Raw genomic sequence first — 15,906 nt, 5'->3', positions numbered from 1 at the left:
CATGCGCTCCAGGATGCACCCCAAGTATTACTTGTCGCAGGAAATCTTTGACTGCGAACAGCGCAAGATCTTCCGCAGGGTCTGGTTGTTCGCAGGACTCAAAACGCTGCTGAAGGATCACAATTGCTTTATCACACGCAAGATCGCGGGTGTTCCTCTGGTGATCCAGAACTTCCGCGGGCAAATCCGTGCGTTCGAGAACGTCTGCCTCCACCGTAGTGCACTGATTCAAACCGCTGCTCTCGGTTGCCGGCCTTTGGTGTGCCCCTACCACGCCTGGAGTTACGACGAACAAGGCCGGGTAAAGAACATCCCGGACTGCGATGCGATCTACCACCTGGACAATAGTGAAAAGGCCAACTTGAAGCTGCGCGAATTCTCGCTGCGCGCCATCGGCAACCTGTTGTTCGTCAACCTCGATCCAGACCCCATGCCAATCGAGGAGCAGTTTTCGGCAGACTTCATCGCCTTGCTGGAAAGTAGTTCCAACGCCTATGACACTGAGGTCATGGTGACCACATGGCATGGCCGGTACAACTGGAAGCTGGCCTACGAGAATCTGCGGGACGCCAACCACCCGCGCTTTGTCCACCCCAAGACCCTGGCCAAAAGCGTCAACTTCACTCCCCAGGTAAACGAGGAACAAGCCAAGGAGTCCATGGAGGCCTTGCAGGACACGTCGCCCGTAGCGCTGAGGCGCGAGATGCGCCGCTTCAGTTTCGGCGGCCCGGAAGCCACCATCCCCAACCTTAAGCATTTCGGCTGGCACGCTAAAGTGGAACGCTGGGGCAAGCAGGACGCCTACTTTAACTGGCTTGCCTTCCCGAATTTGCATATCGCCAGCGCCAACGGGGGCTATTCCTTCACTCTGGAACACCACATCCCCGTCGCACCGGACCGGACCGACCTGGAAATCTATTGGTTTAGCGCACGCAAGAAACAGCCTTACCGTTCTTCCAGCCAAGTGCTGCTTGCGCAGATGCACGGCAGCAAGGTGGTAGTGGGAGAAGACGTGGACATCATGGAGCGGGTGCAGGCGGCACTGCATACAGACGCCCCGCTACCCACCCAGGGAGCCTATGAATCCATGAATCGCCTGGTTGAGCGCTGGTACACGGCGCTGATGGAGACCGAACATGAGATCTAGGTGGATCATCGGCGGCAGCGAATACCTCGATCTGGCCTTTCATGCCTGGAAGCACGCGCGTCAGGACGAGACGGTCATCAGGATCGATGTACCACAAGACTCGGAACACGAATTCGATCTGGAAGTGCTGGATGGACTGAATCCGACCGACGGGGCCATGTTCGTGGCTTTCGACGACCGCTTCGGCAACTTCAAGCGCATGGAACTGATGCAGGCAGCGATGGAGCGTGGCTTCAAGCTCGAACCCTTCATCCACCCGAGCGCAGCCATCGGCTCTGACACGGCCATTGGTCTCAATGCATTCGTGGGTGCCAATGCTGTCGTTGGGCACGGGTGCAGGATCGACTACAACACCGTCATCCACGCCGGCACGCACCTGGGACCCGCATGCCGCGTTAAATCGTCATGCTGGATAGAGCATGGTGTGCAAATCGGCGCGGGCGTCGAGATCGGCAGCAATAGCATCCTGCGAACCGGCGCCATCGTGAGTGGGGGCGTCAAGGTGGGGCGAAGCTGCGAACTTGGCTGGTCACGTGTCTACTGCGAGGACGTGCCGGCCAAGACCTATTTCCACGCCCGCTACGACACTCCAATCCATGTTTATGAAGCCTAAGCCGGGGACCAATCATGCAAACCGCTATCCAATTCAAACTAAATATCGACCCGCAGGCATCGGAAGAGACGTTTCAGGTCGCCGCCGAAGGCCTGACTGGTGATCCGATGTTCGGTATTCCCGAGGACGTTCGCCACCTCATTGCCAAATTTGGCGACGAAGTCAAGGTGATCGTTTTAGGAACCGGGGGGTTCGGCGCGCACTTGCTGAACCTGAAGCAGGACCGGCACTGCAATGTGATCGCCTCGGTGGACGACTTCCGCTATCACTCCGGTGCGCTGTATTACGGCACTCCGATCATCTCGACGGACAGGTTCATCGAACTGACCAAGTCTGGCGACATCATCGCCCTCAACACCTGCCGATATGACGGGCCCAAGCGATTTTTTGACCAGGTCTGCAGGCAGCACGGGATTGCTCATATCAACTTTGAACAGGCCGTTCGCGCTTTCGGTCTACAGGGGCGTGTAGATTTCCGGGTGGACGATTGGGGACGGGAGATCGTGCGCAACATTCCCAGGTTTCAGCGCCTGGCAGAACGCTTTTCCGATGCCTATTCGGCACAAACCCTGTTCTCTGTCCTCAACTTCCACCTGACGTGTGACCCCGAGTACTACCACGAAATCGAACGCCCCTACACCACGTTGTACTTCCGCTCCGGCCTGCTGCAATTCGGTAGCGGAGAAAAGATGGTTGATTGCGGCGCCTCGATTGGCGAGTCGCTCGCAGGCCTGATTGGCGCCACCAAAGGCCAATTCTCGCGTTCTTGGATGATTGAACCCGATCGGATCAACGTCGGCACACTCAAGAACGTACTGCGCCGCTACGAAGGCACAGCTCTGGCGTCCAGAATCAGTCTGCATGACTGCGGCGTAGGCGAGACAACAGGCAGGGTCCCATTCAATCATGAGGGTGGCCACGGCGGCTTCGTCAAGCCTTCGAGTGAGGATTGCGAACCGGCAGACATGATCGACGTATGTTGCATCGACGATGTCATCGACGATGCACCCACCTTCATCAAAATGGACATCGAGGGGTCGGAGCTTTCGGCACTGAAAGGTGCGCAGAATGCGATTGTTCAGTGCAAGCCCAAGATGGCGATCTCCGCCTATCACAGAGCTACCGACCTGCTAGATCTAAGCGATTTTGCCCTATCTCTGAACCCGGATTACAGGATCGGCCTGCGCCATCACACGCCGGATCGCTGGGATACCTGCCTTTATTTTTATTAACGCTCTGCCTTAAAAATGAGCGGATCGATGACTGACCCAAGCAAGATTTTCCTTTTCAACTCAGCTCTTCCTGAATCCCTGGAAATTTCGGATTTCCTGAAAGGCATGGGGCCGTCCCAAGACAATGTCAGAGGCCAGAATATAGGAAACGGCTATATCGCCTACGGTTTTTTGAAAGCGCTGTTCGGGCGCCCGGTGAAAGTTGACCACATCTCTAACGCGCTTGAGGCAAAGCTCTCCGATCAACTTGCAGAAGAGATCAACCAAAAATATTCGCATCTTGTCTGGACGATGAAGGACGACATCCGGGAGGACTTCTCGGGCCTCCCTATTGAGAGAATCACGCACTTTCTTGAAAAAATCACGATCCCAATCGTGCCGGTGAGCCTTTGCGCGAACTCATTCAACGGCTACGACCCGAACCTGGCCGAGCGCCTCAGCCCCAATCAAAAGCGAAATTTCTCCCTTCTCTCTGAAAAGTCCAAGCTAATTGGTGTTCGCGGAAATTATTCCGCCGAGATCCTGAATAGCCTTGGCATAAAGAACGTCAGAGTGATTGGCTGCCCGAGCTATTTCGAGAACGGACCCACCCGGGCTCTGCAAAAAAAGCCGTGGGATGCGGACAAGGTCATCACTACGGCCACATTCTTCAATTCCGGGCTGCCGAGGACATCCCATCTGCTGCAGGATGAATTGTATTTCATCAACTTGCTCTATCTTGAAAAAGCGCTGCCATCGACCCGCAACATCACAGCGCAACCTTTCAATCTCGACGAAATACCCACGTCCTTCCAACTATTGGCCAAGGCCATGGCTGGACGGCTGGAATTTTTCTCTGATTACAGCCGATGGGCCACGTTCTTCAAAAGCAACGACCATTGCCTCACGATTGGAACCCGACTTCACTCCGGAATTCTCTCGATTAATAGCGGCGTCCCCGCCATTGTGACCAACCCGGATTCCAGGGCCAGGGAAACTTGCGAATACCTCCGCATCCCTTATGACCCTACCATTCACAGCCGAAGCAACATCCGTGAAGTTTTCGAGAACCTCGACCTCTCTGAAATGAACAACGCTTACCCGGTTTTGTACAAGGAATTTCTTGATTTTCTCGACGCAGTCGGCCTTGTTCCTTGCACTGTGCCTCATGAAAAACCCTGTTTTGAATTTCCGGATCTAAAGAAAAGCACTAGCCCCTCGGTTGCAGCTGAGCTACATGAAGCCTACACCGAACTCGTAGAGAATCTGGACCGCGAAGTCGTTGTTCGGAGAGAGCATGGCGGAGAGATGTCTCGGCGCTTGGTAGATAAATTCCAACTCCTTAGACGGCGCTATCCAGGGCTGACGCGCAAGGAGTATTTGGATTATCTCAGCAGGTTTTCGGGTGAAGCAAAGTGACACCGAATCTTGTCAGCATCGTCATGCCGACCTACAAGTCGCGCTACTTTGCGCAGGCGCTGGAGAGCGCGCTGGCGCAGACCTATCCGGCGTTGGAGCTGGTGATTTGCGACGACAATGCCGATGGCGCCATCGAAGCGCTGCTGGCGCCGAGGTTGGCGGATGCGCCCTTCCCCATTCGCTACCACCGCAACACGCCACGGCTTGGCGAGCTGGTCAGCACGATCAAGGGGATTGGCCTGGCACAGGGCGAGTACGTCAAGTTCCTGCACGACGACGATGTGCTGGCGCCCGATTGCATTGCGCAGCTGGTGGAAGCGATCGAGCGTAATCCGGGCACGGCGATGGCATCCTCACGCCGGCAACGCATCGACGATGATGGCGCGGCGTTGCCGGACATCCTGGCCACCAGCTTTCCGTTCGACGAAGACGTGCTGATCGACGGGCCGGAACTGGTGTCGTTCCTGGCCGACCACACCATCAATTTCATCGGTGAGCCGAGTTGCGTACTTGCGCGGCGCGCCGATCTGTTGGCGTTGGGCAACGGGTTGATGGCGTTGAACGGCAAGGCCATCGATTGGGTGGGCGATCTGGCGATCTACGTCAAGCTGCTGCGCCACGGCAACCTGGCGTTCCTGGCCAGCCCGCTGACGCAGTTCCGCGTTTCCAGCGCGCAGTTCAGCCAGGGCGGCCGCGATCAGGTCGGGGTCGGCGACCAGGGACACGACGACCTGCGCCAGGGCATCCGCCAGCTCGGCTGGCGACGCGAGACTGGCGACAATCGACAGGTGCGCGTGGCCCCGCTCAGCCCGCACAAGGCGCGCGTGTTCAAGCCGGTGGATCTGGTCAATGCGTTGATGCAAAGCGCCGGCATGGCCGAGCGCGTGTCGCCGACGACTTGGTTGGGCGTGCGCCATCCGAGCATGGTGCAACGTGCATTGATCCAGGCGCGCCTGCATGCGCATGCCGGCGGGCCGCGCATCGCGGTGCTGCTGATCGACCGTCACGGCGATGCCGCAGCGGTCGCTGCAACGCGCGACAGCCTGGACGCGGTCGCTTGCTATCAACAGCATCGAACCTGGGTCATCAGCAGCTCGCCGCAGCAGGTTGCCGCGCACGGCGAGCGTGGGGTGCTGATCGAGGCGCACGGCCTGGCAGGGACGCTCAACCGGGTGATCGCCGCACAGGATGCGACCGATTGGGTGTTGCTGGTCGATGCCGGCAGCCTGTTCACTGCCAGCGGCTTGATGATGCTGGCGCTGGAAATGCTCGCGTTACCCGACGACTGCCAGGCCGTCTACGCAGATGAAGTGATGGCGCTGGACAATGGCCAGTTGGGGCTGGCGCTGCGGCCGGCGCTGTATCTGGACATGCTGTTGAGCGCACCGGCGACGCTTTCGCGGCACTGGGCGTTCCGGCACCGCACGCTGTTGGCCGATGGCGGCTTCCCCACCGGGCCCAGCGCGGCATTCGAGCTGGATTACCAACTCGGCCTGATCGAGCGTTACGGGTTGGCCTGCATCCGTCATATTGCAGAACCCATCCTGATCGCATCGGCCACGCCGCAGCACGACGACGAAGACGAACGCCAGGCGATTGCGCGCCATCTTGCCGCACGCGGTTACGTGGACGCCGTAGTGCACAGTGCCGGTCCCGGCCGGCACGCGCTGGACTACCGCCATGCGCAACAACCGCTGGTGAGCATTCTGGTACCGGTCGATGGCCGTCTGCCGCAGGTGCAGCGCTGCCTGGAAAGCATTCTTGCCAATACCAGCTACCCGCATTACGAGGTGTTGCTGCTGGATCGCGGCACCACCGAGCCGGATCTGCATGGCTGGCTGAGCGGCATCGAGAATCTGGGCATGCAGCAAATCCGCGTGCTGCGCTTTGCCGCCGAACCGCCGCGTGAGGCGGTGTGCAATGCCGCGGTCGAGCACGCGCATGGAGAGGTGTTGTTGTGGCTGGCAGCGGGCGCGGCGGTGATGAAAGCCGATTGGCTGGAGCAATTGCTCAACCACGCGCTGCGCCCGGAGGTCGGCGCGGTGGCCGGCAAGCTGCTGCGCGGCGACGGCACTGTGCATCACGCCGGCCTGCTGCTGGGCCTGGGCGCACCGGCAGCACGCGCCTTCGCAGGTGCGGCGTTCGACGAATCGGGCTATCTGCAGCGCCTGCAACTGGATCAGAACTACAGCGCGCTCAGTGGCGAATGCCTGATGCTGCCGCGCCAGCTGTTCCTGGACGCCGGCGGCTTTGCGCAGGAACCGGCATTGGCGCAATGGAGCGACGTCGACCTGTGTCTGCGCCTGCAGCAGGCCGGCTATCTCAATGTCTACGCCGCGCGCGCGCAGCTGTTGATCGACCCGCCCGACGCGACGCCCGCCACTGCACTCGACGAAGAAGCGATGTATGCGCGTTGGCTGCCGCTGATGGCCAACGACCCGGCCTACAACCCGGGATTTTCGCTGGACCCGGGCGCCGGCTTCCAGCTGGCCGACCCGCGCGCCAGCTGGCGGCCGCTGCAGTCGTGGCGTCCGCTGCCGAGCGTGATGGCGCTGCCGGCCGATATCGAAGGCTGCGGGCATTACCGGGTGATCCAGCCACTGCGCGCCTTGCGCGAGGCCGGGATGGCCGAAGGGGTGTTGTTCAACGGCTATCTGGAGATCAGCGAGCTGGCGCGCCAGGATCCCGACGTGGTGATCCTGCAACGCCAGGTCGGCGAGCCGCGGCTGGAGGCGATGCGGCGGATGAAGGCGTTGTCGCGCGCATTCAAGGTGTACGAGCTGGACGATTACCTGCCCAATTTGCCGCTGAAGAATGCGCACCGCGAGCACATGCCCAAGGACATTCTGAAGACGGTGCGGCGCGGGCTCGGCATGGTGGACCGCTTCGTGGTCTCCACCCCTGCCCTGGCCGAGGCGTTTGCTGGGCTGCACAGCGATATCCGCGTGGCCGAAAACCGCCTGCCGCCGCATTGGTGGGAACATCTGCCTGCGCGGGCCGAACGCCAGGGTGGCAAGCCGCGGATCGGCTGGGCTGGGGGCGCCAGCCATACCGGCGACCTGGAGCTGATTGCCGACGTGGTGAAGGAGCTGGCCGGCGAAGTGGAATGGGTGTTCATGGGGATGTACCCGTTTGCGCTGCGCCAGCATATTCACCAGTTCCAGCCGGGTGTGCCGATCGATGAGTACCCCGCCGCGCTGGCGGCGCTGGACCTGGATCTGGCGCTGGCGCCGGTGGAGCAGAACCTGTTCAACGAATGCAAGAGCAATCTGCGGCTCCTGGAGTACGGCGCCTGCGGTTACCCGGTGATCGCCAGCGACGTGCGCTGCTACCAGGGCAGCCTGCCGGTGACGCTGGTGAAGAACCGCTACCGCGACTGGATCGGCGCCATCCGCGAGCACTTGGCCGACCTGGACGCAACGCGCGCCAAGGGTGCGGCCTTGCGCGAGGTGGTGCGGCGCGACTGGATGCTCAGCGGCAGCAATCTGGACACCTGGCGGGCCGCCTGGTTGCCGGACTAACGCGGATGCGCTGCTTCAGCTGACCACCCACCGGGTTGCCCTCATCCGGCGCTGCGCGCCACCTTCTCCCGCAGGCGGGAGAAGGACAGCCTGGGTACTTTGATCTGGCGGTCGCACTGCAACTGGCGGCCTTCTGTTCCCTTCTCCCGCTTGCGGGGCAAGGTGCCCGAAGGGCGGATGGGGGGGCGCGCGACACTCCGGCGCCCGCGGTTGCCATGCCTGCAGCGCGTGGCACCGAGGGTAGTGCCCTCATCCGGCGCTGCGCGCCACCTTCTCCCGCAGGCGGGAGAAGGAACACCTGGCTGCGGGAGAAAACAAGCCAATCGCTGCGACGCGGCCGCGACCGGAACGCCCCCGCGCCGGAATCCCGGCGCCATTTCGGCACGCCGCTTGCATTGGTGTGGATGCCTCCCTGGCTGACCGCACCCATGAGCGATTCCGTCACCTCCATCCTCTCGCAGATCCGCAGCTACCAGACGCAGATGGGCCAAGGCCCGATGGGCGCGGTGGGCGATGCGGCGCGTGGCAACCAGATCCAGGGCCTGGCCGGCGCACAGGGAACACCGGCGACGCAGGCACCGAGCTTCAGCGAGACCTTGCGCGGCGCCATCGGCGGCGTCAACGAGGCCCAGCAGAAGGCCGGCGCGCTGTCCAAAGCATTCGAAATGGGCGACCCCAATGCCGATCTAGCACGGGTCATGGTCGCCTCCCAGCAGTCCCAGGTGGCCTTCCGCGCCACCGTGGAAGTCCGCAACCGTCTCGTCCAGGCTTATCAGGACGTCATGAACATGCCGCTGTAAAGGTTGACGACACATGGCACTCGCGATCAGCAAAGAAAACATGAACCAGAACGCCGAAAAGGCGGGGCAATGGTTCGACCGTGTCCGCAGCCTGCAGATCACCCGCAAGCTGACCATGATGGCGATGATCGCCCTGGCGGTCGCGGCCGGTCTGGCGGTGTTCTTCTGGTCGCAGAAGCCTGGCTATCAGTCGCTGTACACCGGCCTGGATGAGAAGGGCAATGCCGAAGCGGCCGACCTGCTGCGCACCGCGCAGATTCCCTACAAGATCGACCAGGCCACCGGCGCCATTTCGGTGCCGCAGGACCGTCTGTACGACGCCCGCCTCAAACTGGCCGGCTCCGGCCTGACCGGCAAGGAAACCGGCGGCGGTTTCGAACTGATGGAAAAGGACCCGGGCTTCGGCGTCAGCCAGTTCGTGGAAAACGCCCGCTACCAGCACGCGCTGGAAACCGAACTCTCGCGCACCATCGGCACCCTGCGCCCGGTCCGCGAGGCCCGTGTGCACCTGGCCATTCCCAAGCCCAGCGCCTTCACCCGCCAGCGCGATGTAGCCAGCGCCTCGGTGGTGCTGGAATTGCGCGGCGGCCAGGGCCTGGAGCGCAACCAGGTCGATGCCATCGTCAATCTGGTGGCGTCCAGCATCCCGGACATGACCCCCGAACGCGTGACCGTGGTCGACCAGAGCGGCCGCATGCTCTCCATTGCCGACCCGAACAGCGACGCGGCCCAGCACGCCGCCCAGTTCGAACAGGTGCGCCGCCAGGAAAGCTCCTACAACCAGCGCATCCGCGAGCTGCTGGAGCCGATGACCGGCCCGGGCCGGGTCAATCCGGAAACCAGCGTGGATATGGACTTTTCGGTGGTCGAAGAAGCCCGCGAGCTCTACAACGGCGAGCCGGCCAAGCTGCGCAGCGAGCAGGTCAGCGACACCAGCACCAGCGCCACCGGCCCGCAGGGCCCTCCGGGCGCCACCAGCAATAGCCCCGGCCAGCCGCCGGCACCGGCCGTGGCCGGCGCGCCGGGCACCCCGGCGGCCGCCAATGGCCAGGCCGCGGCCCCGGCCACGCCGACCGAAAGTTCCAAGAGCGCCACGCGTAACTACGAATTGGACCGAACCTTGCAACACACCCGCCAGCCGGCCGGTCGCATCAAGCGCGTCTCGGTGGCGGTGCTGCTGGACAACGTCCCGCGCCCAGGCGCCAAGGGCAAGATGGTCGAACAGCCGCTCACCGCTGCCGAGCTCACCCGTATCGAAGGCCTGGTCAAGCAGGCAGTGGGGTTCGACGCGGCACGCGGCGACACGGTGTCGGTGATGAATGCCCCGTTCGTGCGCGAAGCGGTGGCGGGCGAGGAAGGCCCGAAGTGGTGGGAAGACCCGCGCGTGCAGAACGGTCTGCGCCTGCTGGTCGGTGCGGTGGTGGTGCTGGCGCTGTTGTTCGGTGTGGTGCGCCCCACCCTGCGTCAGCTCACCGGCGTGACCGCGGTCAAGGACAAGCAAGGCAAGGCTGGCAAGGATGGCACTCCACAGAGCGCCGACGTGCGGATGGTCGACGAAGACGACGACCTGATGCCCCGCCTGGAAGAAGACACCGCGCAGATCGGTCAGGACAAGAAGACCCCGATCGCTCTGCCAGACGCCTACGAAGAGCGCATGCGCCTGGCGCGCGAGGCCGTCAAAGCCGATTCAAAACGTGTCGCACAAGTCGTGAAGGGATGGGTCGCCAGTGAAGCCTGATACACAACCGATGACTGGAGTGCAGCGCGCCGCGGTGCTGTTGCTGTCGCTGGGTGAGAGCGACGCGGCCGAAGTGCTCAAGCACATGGACCCCAAGGAGGTGCAGAAGATCGGCATCGCCATGGCCACCATGACCGGCATCTCGCGCGACCAGGTCGAGAAGGTGATGGACGAGTTCAACGGCGAACTGGCCGGCAAGACCTCGCTGGGCGTGGGCGCCGACGACTACATCCGCAACGTGCTGATCCAGGCGCTGGGCGCCGACAAGGCCGGCGGGCTGATCGACCGCATCCTGCTGGGCCGCAACACCACCGGCCTGGACACCTTGAAGTGGATGGACCCGCGCGCGGTCGCCGACCTGGTGCGCAACGAGCACCCGCAGATCATCGCCATCGTCATGGCGCACCTGGACAGCGACCAGGCCGCCGAGGCGCTGAAGCTGCTGCCCGAGCGCACCCGCGCCGACGTGCTGCTGCGCATCGCCACCCTGGACGGCATTCCGCCGAATGCGCTGAGCGAGCTCAACGACATCATGGAGCGTCAATTCGCCGGCAACCAGAACCTGAAGTCGTCCAACGTGGGCGGCATCAAGGTGGCGGCCAACATCCTCAACTTCCTGGACACCGGCGCCGACCAGGGCGTGCTGGGCGAGATCGGCAAGATCGACGCCGACCTGGCCGGCAAGATCCAGGACCTGATGTTCGTGTTCGACAACCTGGTGGATCTGGACGACCGCGGCCTGCAGACGCTGCTGCGCGAAGTCTCCGGCGAGCGCCTGGGGCTGGCCTTGCGCGGCGCCGACGTCAAGGTGCGCGAAAAGATCACCCGCAACATGTCCCAGCGCGCGGCCGAAATCCTGCTCGAGGACATGGAAGCGCGCGGCCCGGTGCGCCTTGCAGACGTGGAAGCGGCGCAGAAGGAAATCCTCACCATCGTCCGCCGCCTGGCTGACGAAGGCGCCATCAGCCTGGGCGGCGCCGGTGCGGAGGCCATGGTATGAACGAGGTGGTCACCCGCTGGCTGGCCCCGGACCTGCAGCTCGTCCCGGCCCTGCCGGAACCGGACTACGAAGAACCGGCCATGCTCGAGCCGGTGCTGCGCCCGCCGACCCTGGAAGAGATCCAGGCCATCGAAGATGCCGCCCAGCACGAAGGGTTCGCGCGTGGGCATGCCGAAGGCTTCGCCCAGGGCCAGTCGGAAGTGCGCCGCCTCACCGCGCAGATCGACGGCATCCTGGACAACTTCACCCGCCCGCTGGCGCGGCTGGAAAACGAAGTGGTCGGCGCGCTCGGCGAGTTGGCCGTGCGCATTGCCGGCCAGCTGGTCGGCCGTGCCTACCAGGCCGACCCGCAACTGCTGGCCGACCTGGTCGGCGAGGCGGTCGATGCGGTTGGCGGCGCCGGCCGCGAGGTCGAAGTGCGCCTGCACCCGGACGACATCACCGCGCTGCTGCCGCATCTGGCGCCCAGCAGCACCACCCGCGTGGCCCCGGACATGAGCCTGAGCCGCGGCGACCTGCGTGTGCACGCCGAAAGCGTGCGCATCGACGGCACCCTGGACGCGCGCCTGCGGGCTGCGCTGGAGACGGTCATGCGCAAATCCGGAGCGGGCCTGTGAGCGCCCTGTTCGGTGCCACCCCGGCCGATTGGCTGGATGCACGCAATCTGCGCCTGGCCACGCGCCTGGGCACCCTCGGCCTGGAGCCCACCGCCGGTCGCACCCTGATCCGTGAAGGCATCCTGCGCCGCGCGGTCGGCCTGACCCTGGAAGCGACCGGCTGCGAAGCGCCGATGGGCGCGACCTGCAAGGTCGAGGTCGATGGCGGCTGGGTCGACGCCGAAGTGGTCGGCTTCGCCGGCGAACGCACTTACCTGATGCCCAGCGCCGAACTGCATGGCCTGCTGCCCAATGCCCGGGTGGTGCCCTCGCGGCGCCGCGGCGGCGTGGAAGTGGGCGAAGGCCTGCTCGGCCGTGTGATCGACAGCGACGGCACCCCGCTGGACGGCAAGGGCCCGATCCGCGCCGAAGGCAGCATCGGCATGGCCGGCGTGTCGATCAACCCGCTGGCGCGCGAGCCCATCACCACCTCGCTGGACGTCGGCGTGCGCGCCATCAACGCCATGCTGCCGATCGGCCGTGGCCAGCGCGTAGGCCTGTTCGCCGGCTCCGGCGTCGGTAAATCGACGCTGCTCGGCATGATGACCCGCTTCACCTCGGCCGACGTGATCGTGGTCGGGCTGATCGGCGAACGTGGCCGCGAAGTGCGCGATTTCGTCGAAACCACCCTGGGCGAAGAAGGCCTGCGCCGCGCCGTGGTCGTGGCCGCACCGGCCGACCGCCCGCCGTTGGCGCGCCTGCATGGCGCCTACCGCGCCACCGCCATCGCCGAATGGTTCCGCGACCAGGGCTTGAACGTGCTGCTGCTGATGGATTCGCTGACCCGCTTCGCCCAGGCGCAGCGCGAGATCGGCCTGTCGGTGGGCGAGCCGCCGACCACCCGCGGTTACCCGCCGTCGGTGTTCGCCAAATTGCCGGCGCTGGTGGAACGTGCCGGCAACGGCGCCAAGGGGCGCGGTTCGATCACCGCCTTCTACACCGTGCTGACCGAAGGCGACGACCCGCAGGACCCGATCGCCGATGCTGCCCGCGCCATCCTGGACGGCCACATCCTGCTCTCGCGTCGGGTGGCCGACAGCGGCCTGTATCCGGCCATCGACCTGGAATCCTCGGTCAGCCGCGTGGTGCAGGACAATCGCCGACGACACCTGGCGCCTGCGCATCCGCAAGCTCAAGCGGCTGCTCTCGGCCTACACCGCCAACCGCGACCTGATCGCCATCGGCGCCTACCAGCGTGGCAGCGACCCGGCCACCGACGAAGCGCTGGCGCGCTGGCCGGAAATCGTCGAATTCCTCGGCCAGGACGTGCACAAGGCCTCGCTCCTGAGCGACAGCCTGTCCGCCCTGCAACAACTGGTCGAACCCGAGAACTAATCCATGATGCAGTCCAAACGGATCGACCCACTGCTGCGCCGCGCGCAGGAACAGGAAGACAAGGTCGCCCGCGATCTGGCCGAGCGCCAGCGCGTCCTGGAAACCCACCAGTCGCGCCTGGAAGAATTGCGCCGCTACGCCGAGGAATACGCCAACAGCCAGATGGCCGGCACCAGCGCGGTGGCGCTGAGCAACCGCCGCGCCTTCCTGGACCGCCTGGACAGCGCCGTGCTGCAACAGGCACAGACCGTGCAAAGCAATATCGCCAAGGTGGAAGCCGAGCGCACCCGCCTGCTGCTGGCCAGCCGCGAGAAGCAGGTGCTGGAGCAATTGGCCGCCAGCTACCGTGCCCAGGAAAACAAAGTGATCGAACGCCGCGACCAGCGTGAGATGGACGACCTCGGCGCGCGTCGTTCGCGCCTGGCCCGCAGCCAAGACACCCACGGAGAATCCGCATGAACCCCTTGTCCGCCTTCGCCGCCGGCCTTGGTGCGCTTGCCGGCACCGGCAAGAAATCCAGCTACAGCGACCCGTCGTCCGAACCGGACGCGGGCCAGGACCAGTTTGCGCGCATGCTCAATCCGGCCAACACGCCGAACCAGGCCCCGCCGCAGGCACCCGAGCGCGTGCCTGCCAAGCAGGCCGCGCCCAGGCCCAACCAGCCCGACAAGAACCGCGGCGACGAGGACACCCACGACGATGCGGCCGGCGATGCCACTGCCCGGCCGCGGGCGCAGGACGGCGATGCCAAGCAGGCCAAGCCAGGTGCCGCCAAGGACGCGGCAACCACCGACAAGAGCACAGCCGCCACTGCCAGCAAGACCGGCAAACCGGCCAAGGCCGCCGCGACCGGCGAAGACGCGCCCGCAGAAGCAGCCACCGCGACCGATGCCGGCTGGCCGCCGGCTGGCCTGGGTGGCTTCGGCATGGGCCTGCTGGCGCAGGCGCTGCCGGGTGGCGACGTGCTGGCGGCCGCAGCCGCCGCACTGACGGCCAGCATGGCCGGCGCCAACGGCGCTGCGGCGACCGCCACCGCCCTGCCCACCGATGCAGCCGCAGCCGCCGCCACTGCAAACGCCGGCGCCGCCCTGCCCGCATTGGGAGCGCCGGTGCCGGCCGCTGCTGCAGGCGCCAAGCCGACCTCGACCACCGCCGTAAGCGGCGATGCACAGACGGCCGCGTTGATGAGCATGGCCGCCAAGGCGCTGGAGCCGGCCGCCGACGACAGCGCCGCTGCCGCAGCGCCGGACGCCCCGGCGTTCGTGTTGCCGACCACCACCGCGCCGGCACTCACCCGCCTGCAGGATGCCGCACCGATCTTCAGCGCCTCGCCCACGCCTACCCCGGACCTGGGCAGCGACACTTTCGACGATGCCATCGGCGCGCGCATGAGCTGGCTGGCGGACCAGAAAATCGGCCATGCCCACATCAAGGTGACTCCGAACGAGATGGGTCCGGTCGAGGTGCGCCTGCATCTGGAGGGCGACAAGGTCAATGCCAGCTTCACCGCCGCCAACGCCGACACCCGCCAGGCGCTGGAACAGAGCCTGCCGCGGCTGCGCGAAATGCTCGGCCAGAATGGCTTCCAGCTTGGCCAGGCCGACGTCGGCCAGCAACAGCAGCATTCGGCGGGCAATCGCAATGGCGGCAACGACAGCGGCAACGGCCTGACCCTGGACGACGCCCCGCCCGTCGGAATTCCGTCGGTGGTGTTACGCCAGCGTGGATTGCTGGACGCCTACGCCTGAGACGACGTGCCGGGCATACCCCGGCGCCGCCGATCCTCGCGCTCGGCCGCTGGCCGATGACGCCCTTCCACCCCCGCGGCGCAAGGCCTGCGGGGGTTTTCTGGTTTCCATGCAGCCTGCGCCAGGAAACCGACGCGGTTTTGGCATGCCAGTTGCATTGACAGGGTGAGCATTCCCCTGGAGCAGACTGTGGCAGCGGCCGAAAAAACCAAGAAGACCGACGACAAAGACGACAAGGGCGAGAAGAAGAAGGGCGGCAAGAAGCCCATCCTGCTCATCGCCATCGGCGTGGTGGTGCTGGCAGCCGCTGGCGGCGGCGCCTGGTTCTTCCTGGGCCACAAGGGCGAGGAAAAAGGCGGCAAGCACGACGCCCCCAAGGTGGCCGAAGTGCCCAAGCCGGCGCAGTACTTCCCGATGGACCCGGCGATCGTGGTCAACCTGGCCGACCCCGGCGATGGCCCGCAGTACCTGCAGGTCGAAGTGCAGCTGGTCACCCGCGACCCCGAAGAGCTCAAGCTCATCACCGAGAACGCGCCGGCCATTCGTGCGCACCTGCTGATGCTGCTGTCGCAGGTCAAGGCCACCGACGTGGCCGACCTGGCCGGCAAGCAGAAGCTGCAGAAGTCCGCCCTGGCCGAAGCGCAGAAGGTCATGACCAGCGAGACCGGCAAGAAGTGCGTCGAAGAATTGCTGTTCACCAGTTTCGTGACCCAGTAAG

At 64.5% G+C, this 15,906-nt stretch carries 12 protein-coding genes and 1 pseudogene; all 13 read left to right on the top strand.

Annotated features, from left to right (window positions below; genetic code table 11):
- Nucleotide 1 precedes the first annotated feature (1 nt).
- The 13 genes and pseudogenes from AC1POX_RS10805 to AC1POX_RS10745 all read left to right on the top strand — a co-directional run bounded on the left by AC1POX_RS10805 (nucleotide 2) and on the right by AC1POX_RS10745 (nucleotide 15,905).
- Entirely contained in the window at nucleotides 2-1,147 is a 1,146-nt protein-coding gene (locus tag AC1POX_RS10805; protein ID WP_057681720.1) for an aromatic ring-hydroxylating oxygenase subunit alpha, read from the top strand.
- A complete protein-coding gene (locus tag AC1POX_RS10800; RefSeq protein WP_057681721.1) occupies nucleotides 1,137-1,760 on the top strand; it encodes an LbetaH domain-containing protein in 624 nt (207 codons plus the stop codon). The genes AC1POX_RS10805 and AC1POX_RS10800 overlap by 11 nt, the downstream gene beginning before the upstream one ends.
- Before the next feature lie 14 nt (nucleotides 1,761-1,774).
- Complete coding sequence (locus AC1POX_RS10795) at nucleotides 1,775-2,992, top strand: FkbM family methyltransferase (protein WP_008575933.1); 1,218 nt, start codon at nucleotides 1,775-1,777, stop codon at nucleotides 2,990-2,992.
- A gap of 27 nt (nucleotides 2,993-3,019) precedes the next feature.
- The gene (locus AC1POX_RS10790) at nucleotides 3,020-4,390 is read left to right on the top strand and encodes a polysaccharide pyruvyl transferase family protein (RefSeq protein ID WP_071117949.1); all 1,371 of its coding nucleotides are present in this window, start codon (nucleotides 3,020-3,022) and stop codon (nucleotides 4,388-4,390) included.
- Nucleotides 4,391-4,413: 23 nt separating this feature from the next.
- A complete protein-coding gene (locus tag AC1POX_RS10785; protein WP_372357161.1) occupies nucleotides 4,414-7,911 on the top strand; it encodes a glycosyltransferase in 3,498 nt (1,165 codons plus the stop codon).
- 428 nt (nucleotides 7,912-8,339) lie between these two features.
- Nucleotides 8,340-8,711 carry a flagellar hook-basal body complex protein FliE gene (gene fliE / locus AC1POX_RS10780; RefSeq protein WP_008574166.1) on the top strand — a complete coding sequence of 124 codons (372 nt, stop codon included), beginning with the start codon at nucleotides 8,340-8,342 and terminating at the stop codon, nucleotides 8,709-8,711.
- Between the two features lie 13 nt (nucleotides 8,712-8,724).
- A complete protein-coding gene (gene fliF / locus AC1POX_RS10775) occupies nucleotides 8,725-10,449 on the top strand; it encodes a flagellar basal-body MS-ring/collar protein FliF (RefSeq protein ID WP_011347269.1) in 1,725 nt (574 codons plus the stop codon).
- Nucleotides 10,450-10,459: 10 nt separating this feature from the next.
- Entirely contained in the window at nucleotides 10,460-11,449 is a 990-nt protein-coding gene (gene fliG / locus AC1POX_RS10770; RefSeq protein WP_005918162.1) for a flagellar motor switch protein FliG, read from the top strand.
- Nucleotides 11,446-12,066 (top strand): FliH/SctL family protein, encoded by a 621-nt coding sequence (locus AC1POX_RS10765; protein ID WP_011347268.1) that lies wholly within the window; start codon nucleotides 11,446-11,448, stop codon nucleotides 12,064-12,066. The genes fliG and AC1POX_RS10765 overlap by 4 nt, the downstream gene beginning before the upstream one ends.
- Nucleotides 12,063-13,440, top strand: a pseudogene (locus AC1POX_RS10760) (FliI/YscN family ATPase). Before AC1POX_RS10765 ends, AC1POX_RS10760 begins: the two are co-directional and overlap by 4 nt.
- Before the next feature lie 3 nt (nucleotides 13,441-13,443).
- The gene (fliJ, locus tag AC1POX_RS10755) at nucleotides 13,444-13,899 is read left to right on the top strand and encodes a flagellar export protein FliJ (RefSeq protein WP_005918178.1); all 456 of its coding nucleotides are present in this window, start codon (nucleotides 13,444-13,446) and stop codon (nucleotides 13,897-13,899) included.
- Nucleotides 13,896-15,188, top strand: a complete 1,293-nt coding sequence (locus AC1POX_RS10750) for a flagellar hook-length control protein FliK (RefSeq protein ID WP_372160640.1) — start codon at nucleotides 13,896-13,898, stop codon at nucleotides 15,186-15,188. The genes fliJ and AC1POX_RS10750 overlap by 4 nt, the downstream gene beginning before the upstream one ends.
- A 165-nt stretch (nucleotides 15,189-15,353) precedes the next feature.
- Entirely contained in the window at nucleotides 15,354-15,905 is a 552-nt protein-coding gene (locus tag AC1POX_RS10745) for a flagellar basal body-associated FliL family protein (protein ID WP_008577202.1), read from the top strand.
- The last annotated feature ends 1 nt before the right edge of the window (nucleotide 15,906 follow it).

It is taken from the genome of Xanthomonas sp. NCPPB 3442 (genome assembly GCF_056725145.1).
This window is presented reverse-complemented; position numbering and strand designations above follow the sequence as displayed.

Bases quoted from the DNA above. Each gene is read 5' to 3' on its own strand.
- AC1POX_RS10805 (WP_057681720.1), top strand. From the start codon at position 2: ATGCGCTCCAGGATGCACCCCAAGTATTACTTGTCGCAGGAAATCTTT.
- AC1POX_RS10800 (WP_057681721.1), top strand. From the start codon at position 1,137: ATGAGATCTAGGTGGATCATCGGCGGCAGCGAATACCTCGATCTGGCC.
- AC1POX_RS10795 (WP_008575933.1), top strand. From the start codon at position 1,775: ATGCAAACCGCTATCCAATTCAAACTAAATATCGACCCGCAGGCATCG.
- AC1POX_RS10790 (WP_071117949.1), top strand. From the start codon at position 3,020: ATGACTGACCCAAGCAAGATTTTCCTTTTCAACTCAGCTCTTCCTGAA.
- AC1POX_RS10785 (WP_372357161.1), top strand. From the start codon at position 4,414: ATGCCGACCTACAAGTCGCGCTACTTTGCGCAGGCGCTGGAGAGCGCG.
- fliE (WP_008574166.1), top strand. From the start codon at position 8,340: ATGAGCGATTCCGTCACCTCCATCCTCTCGCAGATCCGCAGCTACCAG.
- fliF (WP_011347269.1), top strand. From the start codon at position 8,725: ATGGCACTCGCGATCAGCAAAGAAAACATGAACCAGAACGCCGAAAAG.
- fliG (WP_005918162.1), top strand. From the start codon at position 10,460: ATGACTGGAGTGCAGCGCGCCGCGGTGCTGTTGCTGTCGCTGGGTGAG.
- AC1POX_RS10765 (WP_011347268.1), top strand. From the start codon at position 11,446: ATGAACGAGGTGGTCACCCGCTGGCTGGCCCCGGACCTGCAGCTCGTC.
- fliJ (WP_005918178.1), top strand. From the start codon at position 13,444: ATGATGCAGTCCAAACGGATCGACCCACTGCTGCGCCGCGCGCAGGAA.
- AC1POX_RS10750 (WP_372160640.1), top strand. From the start codon at position 13,896: ATGAACCCCTTGTCCGCCTTCGCCGCCGGCCTTGGTGCGCTTGCCGGC.